This is a genomic window from Crocinitomix algicola (assembly GCF_001661595.2).
GTDB lineage: Bacteria > Bacteroidota > Bacteroidia > Flavobacteriales_D > Crocinitomicaceae > Crocinitomix > Crocinitomix algicola.
In genome coordinates this window covers 81,500-95,496 of the sequence record NZ_LYPF02000012.1, presented here as the reverse complement: position 1 = coordinate 95,496, position 13,997 = coordinate 81,500, and the positions used below count along the sequence as shown (strand labels likewise).

17 protein-coding genes are annotated in these 13,997 nt (G+C 34.0%); 8 read left to right on the top strand and 9 right to left on the bottom strand.

Annotated features, from left to right (window positions below):
- The first annotated feature begins 2 nt into the window (after positions 1-2).
- From A8143_RS07205 to A8143_RS07175, 7 genes are all read left to right on the top strand, one after another.
- Complete coding sequence (locus A8143_RS07205; RefSeq protein ID WP_070137846.1) at positions 3-530, top strand: hypothetical protein; 528 nt, start codon at positions 3-5, stop codon at positions 528-530.
- Between the two features lie 118 nt (positions 531-648).
- Positions 649-1,827 (top strand): acetyl-CoA C-acyltransferase, encoded by a 1,179-nt coding sequence (locus A8143_RS07200; protein ID WP_066757735.1) that lies wholly within the window; start codon positions 649-651, stop codon positions 1,825-1,827.
- Between the two features lie 104 nt (positions 1,828-1,931).
- The gene (locus A8143_RS07195; RefSeq protein WP_083261269.1) at positions 1,932-2,633 is read left to right on the top strand and encodes a lysophospholipid acyltransferase family protein; all 702 of its coding nucleotides are present in this window, start codon (positions 1,932-1,934) and stop codon (positions 2,631-2,633) included.
- Between the two features lie 11 nt (positions 2,634-2,644).
- On the top strand, positions 2,645-3,094 hold the full coding sequence (locus A8143_RS07190; RefSeq protein WP_066757732.1) for a GNAT family N-acetyltransferase: 450 nt from the start codon (positions 2,645-2,647) through the stop codon (positions 3,092-3,094).
- A 70-nt stretch (positions 3,095-3,164) separates the two neighbouring features.
- Positions 3,165-3,806: an ATP-binding cassette domain-containing protein gene (locus tag A8143_RS07185; protein ID WP_066757729.1), complete on the top strand. Its 642-nt coding sequence runs from the start codon at positions 3,165-3,167 to the stop codon at positions 3,804-3,806.
- A 4-nt stretch (positions 3,807-3,810) separates the two neighbouring features.
- Positions 3,811-5,001: a hypothetical protein gene (locus A8143_RS07180; RefSeq protein ID WP_066757727.1), complete on the top strand. Its 1,191-nt coding sequence runs from the start codon at positions 3,811-3,813 to the stop codon at positions 4,999-5,001.
- 83 nt (positions 5,002-5,084) lie between these two features.
- Complete coding sequence (locus A8143_RS07175; RefSeq protein WP_066757723.1) at positions 5,085-6,629, top strand: thioredoxin-like domain-containing protein; 1,545 nt, start codon at positions 5,085-5,087, stop codon at positions 6,627-6,629.
- Positions 6,630-7,319: 690 nt separating this feature from the next.
- On the opposite strand, the gene A8143_RS07170 is transcribed toward A8143_RS07175, so the two are convergent.
- From A8143_RS07170 to A8143_RS07140, 7 genes are read right to left on the bottom strand one after another with little or no spacing between them, the layout of a single operon-like run.
- The gene (locus A8143_RS07170) at positions 7,320-8,069 is read right to left on the bottom strand and encodes a glycoside hydrolase family 25 protein (RefSeq protein ID WP_066757721.1); all 750 of its coding nucleotides are present in this window, start codon (positions 8,067-8,069) and stop codon (positions 7,320-7,322) included.
- Positions 8,059-8,838 carry an MBL fold metallo-hydrolase gene (locus A8143_RS07165; protein ID WP_066758153.1) on the bottom strand — a complete coding sequence of 260 codons (780 nt, stop codon included), beginning with the start codon at positions 8,836-8,838 and terminating at the stop codon, positions 8,059-8,061. The genes A8143_RS07170 and A8143_RS07165 overlap by 11 nt, the downstream gene beginning before the upstream one ends.
- A gap of 11 nt (positions 8,839-8,849) precedes the next feature.
- Complete coding sequence (locus tag A8143_RS07160) at positions 8,850-9,467, bottom strand: hypothetical protein (protein WP_066757716.1); 618 nt, start codon at positions 9,465-9,467, stop codon at positions 8,850-8,852.
- 6 nt (positions 9,468-9,473) lie between these two features.
- On the bottom strand, positions 9,474-10,139 hold the full coding sequence (locus A8143_RS07155) for a hypothetical protein (protein ID WP_139134294.1): 666 nt from the start codon (positions 10,137-10,139) through the stop codon (positions 9,474-9,476).
- A 10-nt stretch (positions 10,140-10,149) separates the two neighbouring features.
- Positions 10,150-10,542 carry a hypothetical protein gene (locus A8143_RS07150; protein WP_066757711.1) on the bottom strand — a complete coding sequence of 131 codons (393 nt, stop codon included), beginning with the start codon at positions 10,540-10,542 and terminating at the stop codon, positions 10,150-10,152.
- Positions 10,543-10,545: 3 nt separating this feature from the next.
- A complete protein-coding gene (locus A8143_RS07145) occupies positions 10,546-10,812 on the bottom strand; it encodes a DUF493 family protein (protein WP_066757708.1) in 267 nt (88 codons plus the stop codon).
- Positions 10,805-11,341: a hypothetical protein gene (locus tag A8143_RS07140; protein ID WP_066757706.1), complete on the bottom strand. Its 537-nt coding sequence runs from the start codon at positions 11,339-11,341 to the stop codon at positions 10,805-10,807. The genes A8143_RS07145 and A8143_RS07140 overlap by 8 nt, the downstream gene beginning before the upstream one ends.
- 180 nt (positions 11,342-11,521) lie before the next feature.
- On the opposite strand from A8143_RS07140, the gene A8143_RS07135 reads away from it, so the two are divergent.
- Complete coding sequence (locus tag A8143_RS07135) at positions 11,522-12,154, top strand: NUDIX hydrolase (RefSeq protein WP_066757702.1); 633 nt, start codon at positions 11,522-11,524, stop codon at positions 12,152-12,154.
- Positions 12,155-12,216: 62 nt separating this feature from the next.
- Here A8143_RS07135 and A8143_RS07130 read toward each other — a convergent pair whose 3' ends face one another.
- Positions 12,217-13,032, bottom strand: a complete 816-nt coding sequence (locus A8143_RS07130) for an enoyl-ACP reductase FabI (RefSeq protein ID WP_066757698.1) — start codon at positions 13,030-13,032, stop codon at positions 12,217-12,219.
- A gap of 113 nt (positions 13,033-13,145) precedes the next feature.
- The gene (locus A8143_RS07125) at positions 13,146-13,949 is read right to left on the bottom strand and encodes a GIDE domain-containing protein (protein ID WP_066757695.1); all 804 of its coding nucleotides are present in this window, start codon (positions 13,947-13,949) and stop codon (positions 13,146-13,148) included.
- Positions 13,950-13,997 lie beyond the last annotated feature (48 nt).

The following is a 13,997-nucleotide window of genomic DNA, read 5'->3' as shown; positions in this document are numbered from 1 at the left end:
AAATGACAAACAAATTTAACTTTCACCACTACAAACTATTCACTTTTTCTATTCTCCTCTCTTTTGCCTTTATATCCTGTAAAAAAAATAAAGCCGGAAAAGAACTTGACCAAGAACTTTATGAAATGGCACAAGAAACATCGGGATTTACTTGGTATAAAAACAGCGATGCATTACTTGAAAAATCAGCAGGTAGTGGACATCCAATGCCCTACTTAAGAACACGGTATAATGCTACGGCCGCAAACTTTTTAGATGAAGAAGGAAAAGTAATTCCTGGCACAATATTCAGTGAAGGTTCATTAATTGTTAAAGAACTTTATGATGACCCAGAAACGATTAGCCGATATGCTTTGTTTTATAAAGATTCTGATAACGAATATTCCGACGAACTCGGTTGGGTATATGGTTATGTAGAAGCCAATGGAGATGTGGCTTCCCCATCAAAGAATAAAGGCGGATCATGTATCGATTGTCATTCACAAAGTGGGAATATCGATCGAACCTTGATGAACAACTTCTACCCTTAATCAACTCATTTACAAAACATAAAACGCCTTTGTTGATTGAATTTTGAATATTGGATTTTGAATCGTAATTTTGCAAGCATATTTCCATAACGAAAAATCAAATAAAAAATACGATTAAATGAAAGATATATTCATCATTTCAGCAGTTCGAACGCCAATTGGGAGTTTCGGAGGTGCATTATCAACGGTTTCTGCAACCAAATTAGGTGCAGCCGCAATTAAGGGTGCTTTGGGTAAAGCCAATATAGAAGCGGATAAAGTGAACGAAGTGTTCATGGGTAATGTAATGTCTGCAAACCTCGGTCAAGCTCCAGCTAGACAAGCAGCACTTTTCGCCGGTATCGGCCAAAACGTTCCTTGTACAACAGTAAACAAAGTTTGTGCTTCAGGAATGAAAGCAATTAGTTTGGCTGCTCAAACTATTTTGGCAGGAGATAATGAAATAGTTATTGCCGGAGGCATGGAGAATATGAGCGCTGTTCCTCATTATTACAATGCTAGAAATGCGACTAAACTTGGTGATGTAAAAATGATTGATGGCATGGTTAAAGACGGTTTAACTGATGTTTATAATCAAGTACACATGGGTGTTTGTGCTGAAAAATGTGCTAGTGAAAAAGGATTTTCTCGAGAAGATCAAGATGCTTTTACTGTTGCTTCATATGAAAGAGCCGCTAAAGCATGGGCTGAGGGTAAATTCAATGAAGAAGTTGTACCCGTTGAAGTACCACAGCGAAGAGGTGATGCTATTGTCGTATCAGAAGATGAGGAGTACAAAAATGTTAAAATGGAAAAAATTCCATCATTGCGTCCAGTTTTTGATAAAGAAGGAACTGTAACAGCTGCAAATGCCTCAACTTTAAATGACGGAGCTTCTGCTTTAATCTTGGCTTCTGCTGAAGCTGTTGAGAAATACGGATTAAAACCAATCGCTAAAATAAAAGGATATGGAGATGCTGCACGTGAGCCGGAGTGGTTTACAATGGCACCGTCAAAAGCAGTTCCAGTTGCACTGAATAAAGCAGGTTTATCTGTGAATGACATTGATTATTGGGAGTTGAATCAAGCTTTTGCTGTGGTTGGATTAGCTAATACGAAAGAACTTGGTCTTGATCCAGAAAAAGTAGATGTGAATGGTGGAGCTGTCGCTTTAGGTCATCCACTTGGAAATTCAGGTTCAAGAATTATTGTTACGCTAATAAATGTCTTAAAACAAAACGGTGGTAAATTTGGTGCTGCTGGAATTTGTAACGGTGGTGGCGGAGCTTCTGCAATGGTTATTGAAAACATTGATTAATAAGCTTTAAAAAATTAAGAGAAGGATCGGTTTTAAAAATCGGTCCTTTTTTATTTGACATTAATAAAAATTTCTTCATTATATTTCGCCCAAAACAACCCTGAATGCAAGCAATTATTTCGTGTATTAAACTTTTAATTTTTGGATTATGGTCGTTTATTTCCATACTGTTCGGTGCAATTTTATATTTGCTGCGAGTTCAAAACGGAATGGAATGGATTGCAAAACATTTTTGGTCTCCTTTTGTGATTCCCCTACTTGGTGCCAAGCTGAAAGTGTCGGGAGGTAATCGAATAGATCCTAAGGAGAGTTATCTCATAATGGCTAATCACAACTCCTTTATTGACATACCTGTTTTATTTAAATCAATGCCATTTTACACTTACTTCATCGCTAAAAAAGAACTTCGAAAAACGCCTTTACTTGGTTGGTTTATCGAAGCATATGGCATGATTTATATCGACCGATCTGATCGCATAAAATCACGTGAAAGTATTGCAAAAGCTGGTGACTTAATAAAGAACGGGAAACGAGTTATTATTTTTCCAGAAGGAACCAAAAGTAAAGACGGAAATATGGGCCCATTTAAAAAAGGCGGGTTTCATTTGGCCAACCAAGCCAATGTCTCAATTTTACCGATCAAAATTATAGGAGCGAATAAAATTTGGCCCAATAAAAAACCATTCAATTTAAGTTTTGGAACCATTGAGGTGATAGTTGGCGAGCCAATTTGTCCATCAACCTTGGAAGGTAAAAACATCAACGAAAAAGCAGAATTTGTACGTAACTATATTCTTTCTTTGTAATAAAGCATACTATGAATATTGAAGTTAAACATTATTCGGAATTAACTAAAGAAGAATTTCATGACTTGGTAGCGTTGAGAATTGAAGTGTTTGTAGTTGAACAGCACTGTCCCTACCAAGATTTGGATGGAAAAGATAAAGACGCCTATCATCTTCTCGCAAAAATGAATAATGAAATTATTGGAACAGCTCGTATTTTAAAAAAAGGTGTCTCATATCCTGAAATGGCAATTGGCAGAGTGGTAACATCTCCCAAATATCGGAACTTAAAACTTGGGCATAAATTAATGGAAACTGCCATTAACTATATAGAAAACATATGCAATGAAAAAGAAATCAGTTTATCTGCTCAAAGTCATTTAACAGGTTTTTATGAGAAACATGGTTTTCAATCAACCAATAAAACTTACTTGGAAGATAACATTCCTCATACAGAAATGTTGTACAACAACAAAGGTTAAGTCACTATAAATCAGTTCACTATTTTTTTGGCAGCAAATTTGTATTTTATGCATTGTTAAACCAGAGACTATGTTATTAGAATTTAAAAACGTTATGCCTTTCCCTCTAAAGGATTATCAGCATGAAGAAACGAGTGTATGGAAAAGAGGGTTTCAAATAAATTTCCCCAAAAAAGTATTACTTAATGCTAGCAGTGGAAAAGGAAAATCAACATTTGTTAGTACAGCATATGGTCTTCGAAAGGACTATACCGGATCAGTATTAATAGATCATAAACCCATTCAAGAATTTTCATTAGAAGCGTGGATTGAATTACGCCGCACCAGATTAAGTGCTGTTTTTCAAGACTTGCAACTCTTCCCTGAATTAACCGTTTGGGAGAATTTGATACTAAAAAATGACTTAACCAATCATAAGTCTAAAGAAGAAATTGATTCAATGCTTGATTTGCTTGGAATTGGAGATAAACACGACCAAGTTTGTGGTACTTTATCTTTGGGACAGCAACAACGTGTTGCAATAATTCGCTCACTCCTGCAACCATTTGAGCTATTGTTAATGGACGAACCATTCAGTCACTTAGATGAAAAAAACGCGAGCATTGCACTTGAATTAATAGCCAAAGAAACTGATCTAAATAAAGGAGGTTTTATTTTAACAACACTCGGTAGTCATCATGGTTTTAACTACGACGAAGAATTAAAACTATAGCTTTATGTTAAAGAAAATATTGTTTAGAAATAGTACCAATCTCCAATTTATTTTTGCCACGCTAGGAGCAATAATTGGAATGACAGCACTTTTATTGAGCTTGCAATTGATAATGGATGTTCAATCTTTTCATAGTAATGAGGAAGAGCTATTTGGACCAAACTCTGTCGTGATACAGAAGAAGGTGACAAAATTTACTAGTATTGGTATGAATTCCACTGAATTTACACCAGAAGAAATTAGTGCGTTAGAAAAGAAAGATTTTATTACCGACGTGGCGCCATTTCAGTCAGCTGACTTTAAAGTTGGTATATCAGAAGTCGCAGGAGACGGATTGCCACATTTTTATGCGGATATGTTTTTTCAAGCCATTCCAACTCGATTTATGGACATCGATGTAAATTGGGATTGGACTTCGGAAAGTGAATATATTCCAATTGTTCTTCCACGCGATTTTATCATGATAATTAACTATGGGTTTGCTCAAAGTCAAGGAATGAATCAAATTTCAGAAGAATTACTCATGGCTGCACGGCTAACCATTCATATTGAAGGAAACGGAAAAAAAGAAAAAATGATTGGACGCGTTGTTGGATTTAGTCACAAAATCAGTTCAATACTTGTTCCAGAGCCATTTTTGACACATGCCAATAATTTATATGGAAATGGAAGAATTCAAAACCCTTCAAGAGTATTTATCACAACAAAAGACAACAGTTATGGAGAACTCGATGAATTAATGAACGATATGAATCTAGACGTTAACAAGTCAGCGATTGACGTGGCAAAAATTAAAACAATTATTGCCATTGTTATTGGAATTTTTGGAATTGCATCTGTAATTATTATGCTACTATCATTATTGGGATTTGTACAATACTCACAGCTCGTGCTTAGCAAAGCTTCCTATGAAATCAAGACCTTGGTAAGAATAGGATATGCGATACAGAGAATTGTGAACACATTTATACGACAATTGAGCATCACATTTGGATTAATCACTGCTGGATCTGTTGCAATTATGCTAACAATAAAGCTGTTATTGGTCAATCCTTGGCTAAAAGAAAACGGTATCGCGATTGCAGGATCAAGTTTATGGATAACTTTAATTGCCGCTTTAATTTGTTTTTTACTCTTTATTGCTTCAAATTATATAAACATCAAAAAAGCTGTAAACCGTTTAGGGTCTGAATAAACGTTAATTTTTTGTTAAACCAATTGCTTAAGAAGTTTTATCTTCGTCTGACCTTTAAATTTAGAGGACAACTATTTAAAATTATGAAATATTTAATAACACTACTCACGCTTTGTTCTATTTATGGTTCTCAAGCACAAACCATTAATATTACAGCAAATACGCCTGATACAACAATCTATTTGGCGCGATATTTTGGTAAAGGTTTATATTATGCAGATACTGCACAAGCTGTAAATGGGAAGTTTTCATACGACGCTTCTAAACATAAAGCAGGCCTATATTCAATTATGCTCCCTAGCAATCATAGGTTTGATGTTATTATTGACAATAACGAGGATGTCGATATCGCGATTAAGGATATTTACAATCCTATTGAAACAAGTACCATAAAAAAATCAGAGAACAATAAGGTATTTGTTGACTATATGCGTTACACAAATAAACAACGAAACGCAGGTAAACCTTCTACTGCAGTTTTACAAAACCCCGAATCGTCGGATAAAGAAAAAGAAGACGCCAAAGCGTTGTTAACTAAAATAAACGATGAAGTAAAGGCTTATCAAAAAGACATCGTTAAAAATCACAAAGACCTATTTGTTGGAGTAATGATTGATTTGACGCTCGATATCGAACTACCTGACCATCCGAGAGACAAAGAAGGAAACATTACAGATTCTAACTTTGTATTTCAGTATTACGTTAATCATTATTGGGATAACGTTAATTTAAAGGACCCACGAATTGTGAATACTCCCGTGTTCCACAATAAGCTAGACAAATATTTTTCTGAAAAAGGCGTATTGCAAACACCCGATAGCATTTTTCATTATGCAAAAAAGTTGATTGACCAGACTGATATGAAAAATGAGGAAAATAAAGTTTTTCAATACATCGTCCATCACGTAACGAATAAATATGAAACCTCCCCTGTTATGGGCATGGATAAAGTCTTTCATCACATGGCGAAAGCTTACTATTGCGAGCCCAATAATTATGCTTATTGGATGACAGAAGAAAATACAGAAAAAGTATGTGAAAGAGCGGAAAAAATTGGACGTACCTTAATAGGAAACCCAGCTATTCCAATCATTTTACCTGATTCAACCGAAAAAAAATGGCACAGCTTTTACGATAATGATGCAGAATATACCATTCTTTATTTCTGGGATCCCAACTGTGGTCATTGTAAAAAAATAACGCCTAAACTTCAAACCCTGTATGAGAAAAAATTTAAAGATCGAAATATTGAAGTTTTCGCTATTGGAAAAGCAACAGGAGACGAATTTGATAAATGGAAAAAATTTATTCGAGAAAACGATTTAACTTTTTTAAACGTTGGTGTGACTCCTGAAGTTTATTCTATTGCTACCAGTAAAGATCAAATGGAACTTGCTAAATTATTAAGAGGAACCACAACATTAGAAAGCTTAAACTACGCTGACACCTATGACGTTTATTCTACCCCTCGAATATTTATACTGGATAAAGACAAAGTTATTCGATATAAGCAGTTATCTATTGGTCAACTTGAAGTGATAATTGATAAAGAAACTGGACATGAAAATGACGAAAAACTATTCCCTTTAAGTGATCCCGAAAATGGTGACGCACCCGATGCGGAATAATATTTAATTTACTGCAGAAAAAATCCAAATAATATATTTGGATTTTTTTTTGTCTATTCAAAAAAAAAGACTAACTTAAACTAACTGTAAATGAATAAATTAGTCCTACACCTCCATAGAAATTAATTAAAACTACGTATAAAGTACTATTTTTAGGTATAAACACGTAAATGATTCGAATTTTATACTTATCTTTGTAACAGAATCAGAAATTAAGTATTTAAGCAACGGTTTAAATCAAGATATATAAGAAATGGGTAAGTAGCCAGAGTAGGAGATGTAATATTTTACTTTTTCATAAGTTTTGGGTTAATGAAGAATTCTTTGAAAAGTTACTTACCCTTCTTTTTCAACAGAAAAATTAATAAATATTGGTACAGGGGGCACTTGGTTTCTTAGTAGATGTACTTTTTCATAAGTTTTGGGTTAATGAAAATTCTACTTCGAGTGTCCCCTTCTTTTTTTCTCCCTATTTAGTTTTAACAAATTATTAACTTTTCCATCAAAACATCAGAGAGTTTAAAACGTTTATAATAACAGTTATTCTTACTTTAAATAATTGTAAGTTATATTCTAATTAATCGTCAAATAAGACACGGGGGGTGAGAAGCGCTTATACTTAAATGATATCTTTTCATAGGTTTTGGGTTATTGTATGTATCATTTTAAGCAGTTTGCTCACCCCTTTTTTCAGTTTTTATAGCGAGATAGTACAACTTTATTGAAGAAATCATCTTTAGCGACATTTAAATCAACATAAGTAGTCAATCCAGCTACTTTTGCACGTTCTGTAAACTGCCACATAACGACATTTTTATTTCCCATATATGGATTTTTCCCATTATAACTCGCCAACCAAAAAAGTTCGTTTTGTAATTCTTCCACATTAAGGTAATCTTCAAAAAAAGATACATAAGTATAAATCATTGGCCTAATTAAAAGTCGATCTTCAACAATTTGCTGAAACATGAGAATTGAGTCGATTAAAGACTCATTCCTTGCGTGGCCTTTAACTTCGACATCAATAACAGGAATTAACTTAAAATTATATCCGTCAATGATATTCGTAAAAAAAAGGGCTTGTTTAATAGCAGAGCGATCGGGTTGAAAATAATGGTAGAATCCATAATTTAACTTTTCTGCAGCAAATCCTTCAGCGTTTATATCATAATTTCGGTCTTTATGATTTTCTCCTTCAGAGGATTTAATATAAACAAAAGAAATTGCATCGCCATCTTTTCCACTTTCAATGACTTTTTGAAAATCGATTTCCCCTTGATGATGAGACACATCCAAACCAAAAATTGTGTAGCTTTCTGGAACTTTAACGCCATATTGACTATACACAAAGGTTGAATCATTTGACTTAAAGACAAAGTAACTGATTAACGAAACTATCCCAAAAATGAAAAATAGTCTTAAAAACTTTTTAATGTGCATTGAGGTCAATTTGCAGACCGTCATATGCTATTTCTACATTATTGGGCAGAATTTTAGAAACTTCCGCGTGTTTCCCCATTAAATGACTAATATGCGTTAGGTATGCTTTTTTAGGATTAATACGTTTAATAATTGCTATTGCTTCATCCAAAGAAAAGTGAGAAATGTGCTTAGTTTTTCTAAGTGCATTTAAAACAAGTACATTCACATCTTTGAGTTTATTAAACTCTTCTTCGCTAATGAAATTAGCATCCGTTATATAAACAAAATCTCTTATTCGAAACCCCTTAACAGGGAGTTTGTAGTGCATCACATTAATCGGTGTCACCGTTTCCTCTCCTACCTTAAAGGATTCATCACCTATAATGTTTAGGTTGATTTGGGGAATTCCTGGATATTTATAATCACCAAAAACATAATGAAACTCCTTTTTCAACCCAATTTCAACCAAGGGCGAAGCATAAACCTCCATGGAGGATTGACTAGCAAAATTAAAAGCACGCACATCATCCATACCTGCAATATGATCCTTATGTTCGTGCGTGAATAAAATAGCATCAAGCGAATCCACTTTTTCACGTAACATTTGCTGTCTAAAATCAGGTCCTGTATCGATTACATAATTCTTATCCTTAATTGTAAACATTAATGACGTTCTCAACCTTTTATCTCGTTCATCTTCAGACTGGCAAACTTCGCATTTACATGCAATTACAGGAACACCCTGAGAAGTTCCTGTACCTAAAAAAACGGCTTTAAAAACACTCATTTCTATTTGATTTATGGAATTAATATCCAACTATTTCCATTTACTTGATTCAATTGAATTAATCCAAACTCAGTCGAATAAAACAATTTGCTATATCTACTACCACTCTCCTCTTCTTCTGTAGGATATAAAAGCGGTAATATTTCATATACGTTTTCCCAGATGGTACCATGCAAATCAATCGCTTCATGGAACACCAGTCTTCCAGAAAAGATTTCTGAAGAAGTTGCATCCATTTTTAAAGGAATTTCAAACAATGACTCATTCAACTTGCTTTCTCCGTCCCAATATGGCATATAGATAGCCAATGTTTTTAGGGTGATATTAGTTGTTTTTAAATGACGTAAACGTAGTTCAACCCTTAAATGCTCATCTGCTGCATTCTTAAAATAAGTTTGGTCCCATGCAAATTGGTTTCGGGTAGCATTTCTCCCATCAAATTGATAGTGCAATTCTTCAATAAAATCAGGAGCTTTTTTAAACACTAAGTTTTGATTTGAGTATGGCACAAAATTTAAATCGTCATCTGTAAATGCTATTGCACCTTTGGGTAACTTATAATCAGTAACCTCCTCTTTCTTACAAGAAAAAAGGATTAAAAAAATGATGAAAAGCGTACTAATTCTCATTGTCAACTAATTTCTTCCCAGGTAATAACGGTAACCAAAGCCGATGCTCAAGAATCGTGTAATACCGTTATAATCCTCTTCAGGGATGGAAGAAATGTCTTTCATACTTACATCATCCTTAGTAAATTCATTAAAATAAAAACTATAACTCAACACAAAACTAAATCCATGAGGAGATACTTTATCTGTCAACATAACTATTTCAGTTGTCGGCTCAATAAAAAAAGCTTCTTTTATATAAGGACCGTCATATAAAGCCTTACTAGTATCATTAACCGATAGAAGGCTGGAATAACCAACACGCAAATTCCCATTAAATGAAACGCGGTCCGTTGTGAATTTTTCATACCCCACCATTGCGTATCCTCCAGGCATATGATATGAACCTGTTACTTGATTAGAGTTAAAGGCGAAAGAATTTAAAGTAAAAAACGAGTACTTTAACCCTCCACCAACTGTTAATCCTTTATAAACATTATGTCGATAATCGAGCCCCATGTTTAATAATCCTTCCATGACTTTTTCAAAGGCCGGATTTTTGGCTTTTGTTGGAACCCCAAGATCTACACTAAAACTACCTTTAGGATTAAATGATTCAGATTGCGAATGGACGATAGGAACGCAAAAAACACAAAGAAACACTACTAATAATTTCACTTGAATTTTTGCCATTCTATTCATATTAATCCTTTGTAATTCTAATTTTTCGCAATATTGACGAATTCTTGGTCTTTAAAGATAAATAATAATTGCCTTCTTCAAATTTTGTCGGATCAAAATCAACGACATTCTCACCAGCTAACAATTCTTCATTTATTATTTCTCCTACTAATTCTTCATTTCGGTTTAAAAGACTTAAGGTAACCTGCATATTATCGGACAATTCGATTAAAAACTGTGTTTTATTTGAAAAACTGTCGTACCGCGATGTATTTAACTTTACCTCACTTACTGCCTTCAACTTATTTCGTTTAAACCGCTTTATAAATAACATGTAACTCACAACTAATAAAGATATTGCACCAGTTGCATACAAAATTCCGAAAATAACCTGACTACTTTCTAATTTTCCCATAATTTAAAGGGTGATAACATTATCAATTTGACCAACTGCTTTGTAGCGTTCGATTATCGCTTCACTATTTAGCATCATTTCTTTTACACTTACTGAAATATAATTTCCATTTTTTGAAGGCTTGGTCGTTATTTCAGCAGATTCATTGAAACACTTTTTAATTTCAGCAACTTTATTCGGGTCTTGTTTCACAATAAACTTATACATGTACACTGAAGGGTAATTAAGGTTTTCAAGTAGTTCGCGTAATTTTTCAAATCGATCATCCATTGCCTAAAATTTTATTCGCTTGCAAACAAGCCTCCAAAAGAGTATTAGAGTTTTCTTCGCCAGCTTCGAGTAGGATGCAAAGATAATTCTTTATTTCATTCTCTTTGAGATTTTGCTTTTGAATCAATTTTAAAACGGCATATGGATCAAGCGGTTTTGATTGTTTTATTTCTTGATCTGGATAACTGTCCATAAAAGGCAAATAAGACTTCAATTTACGCACCAATTGCACCTGATGGTCAATTAGTTGCACCAAACTATCTTTTAGTTGGTCGTATGTATTGGATAAAGATATTTGATGCTTTAATCCTAAGCCCGCATGAATGTGTTCGTCTAGGAACTGAACCAACGTTAATGCTTCATTGCTTTTTGTTAGTGGATACGAACTATAGTCTAAAGCACGTGGAGCGTTATACCCCTGATTGATTTCAATTTTTTTAATCTGTTTCAGAATTAATTTTGGATGTGGAATCTCCCTTAAAAATTTTTGTTTTATATCAAACAATTCGAATAAAATACTGTCCGTCACGTCCCTTAAATTTTAATAAAATTACAAGATAACTTGATTATTATTTATGCCTTAAAATCATGCACATTTCATTCAACAAAATAAACAATATTTCAATCCACACGAACAAACAAGTGTGAAATACTCCTTTTATTCATCAATTAAAAATTCAAGAATCTTCCCTAAATTTGTCTACTTGTCATGACTATTCCTAAAATAATACAACAAATCGGTACGGAATTAAAGAACCTTCCAGGAGAAATCGCGCATAGGGATATGATTCCATTTAGAGCGACCGCTTCGGAAGCTTTGCGTAAGCCTATTAACTATCGCTTATCTGCTGTTTTGTTATTATTATACAATTCGCCAAGTGGCCTTTCATTTATTTTAACCGAACGACCAAAATATAATGGGTCGCACAGTGGTCAAATTAGTTTACCGGGCGGTAAAGTTGAAAAAGAAGATAAAAATACGTCTATTACAGCCTTGCGAGAAACGGAAGAAGAAATTGGGGTCTCACCAAATCAAATCCAATTAATTGGTCAACTCACAGAAGTTTACATCCCTGTTAGTCAATTTTTAATTCACCCATACATTGGATTTACCCCTAATTTACCACCATTAAAACCTGATCCTCGGGAAGTACAATCAATTATTCATGCTTCAACGCAAGACTTACTCTTAAAAGAAAACCGCGTCATGGCAGACTTTCCCGTAAAAGGAGGAAAAATTAAAAATGTTCCATCATTTAATTTTCAAGAGAAACTGGTTTGGGGAGCAACAGCAATAATTTTGAACGAGTTTAAATTTATTTTACAACGAATTGAACACTAATCCGGCATAAAAAAAGCGCTGTGTTTTCACACAACGCCTTTTATTTTAAAATTTTATTAAGCTTATTCTTCCCCAAATTTTTCAATAACTTCCTGTGTAACACCTGTTGCGGAAAATCCTCCATCATGAAAAAGATTTTGCATCGTTACGAACTTAGTTAAGTCTGAGAACATCGAAATACAGTAATTTGCACAATCTAAAGCTGAAGCATTCCCTAATGGAGACATTTTTTCTGAGAAATTAATGAATTCGTTAAACCCTTTTACTCCGCTACCAGCTGTTGTTACCGTAGGAGACTGAGAAATTGTATTTACACGCACATTATTTTTCTGTCCAAAATGGTATCCAAAACTACGTGCTACAGATTCTAAGTAAGATTTATTATCCGCCATATCGTTATAATCAGGGAACACACGCTGAGCAGCGATATAAGTTAATCCAAGAATAGATCCCCAATCATTCATTGCATCTTTTTGATAAGCCGTTTGCATCACTTTGTGAAAGGACATTCCCGAAACATCTAACCCTTTCATTGTCCAATCATAATTCTGATCTGTATAGTGTTTTCCTTTTCTTACGTTCACTGACATTCCAATAGAATGAAGGATAAAATCAATTTTACCTCCTAAGATCTCCATTGATTCGTCAATTAATTTTTCTAAATCTTCAACACTGGTTGCATCGGCAGGAATTACTTTAGAATTAGTTTTTTCGGCCAATTGATTTATCTCACCCATTCGCATTGCAATTGGGGCATTAGTCAAAACAAATTCAGCACCTTCTTCGTGTGCACGTTCGGCAACTTTCCATGCAATTGACTGCTCATTTAAGGCTCCAAAAATGATTCCTTTTTTTCCTTTTAATAATCCGTTAGACATATCTTTAATTTAAATTATTCATTTTCAATCGAACGCATACAATAAATCGCTCAATACTTCTTTTTTAACAAGTGCAAAAATAAAATTTTAATCCATCTCAACTGCAAAAGCTATCATATACTTATAATTCCATATATCAATAGAGCCGCACCGCCTGCCCATAGTATATAAGCTCCAATCTTCAATCCTTTAGCTGCACTGGATAAATTATTTAATAATTGATCTTTTGATTTTACAGAAACAATAAAATCATCCTCTTTATTATTCGACATAGAAATTTTCAGTTCCCCATTTCTATCATTGGCATTACCAGCCACATATAAGGGAGAGCCTAACCTAATCCCAACTTCTTTATATCGGTATCCAATTGTTCGTTTGGCTTTGGAGGATGGAGATGACAATTTGGCGAAACCACTTACTTTTTTCGCCAAGTTATCTTCTTCTTCTGGTTCAAACTTTTCGAAGAGATGCTCTGTATGGAGCTGCGATTTTGTTGGATCAATAAGCATAAAACCTGATTCATCTTTCACTCCAAAATCAACCGCCCAACGATTGTTCGAAGCAACAGTATCTTCTTTCGGTACCCATTCTTTTCTTTTTTTACCGTTATTATCGGTTTTAACCTCTAATGATTCATATTCATGGATAACCCTTGTTTCTGAGTATAAAAGTGCTTCACCTGTTAATTCCGACAGTATTTCATTATCAGAATACGCTGTTCCTTTTACTTCAACGTAATTAGAAAATGAACCTTTTCCCATTGAATCGGTTATACTAGTAAAATTTTCAATAATGTCCTTAATTGGAGTTGTATCTAGAAGTTGTAATTTGGCAGATTTTTCTGCCTTTTTTCCATTTGCAATCCACAAAAAGACACCGATGCAAATGACTATAATTCCCCCGATGATTAATCCCATAGTTTTAGTTTAGAGTTAGTCTCATAAAAATAAAAAAAAAGTCAAATA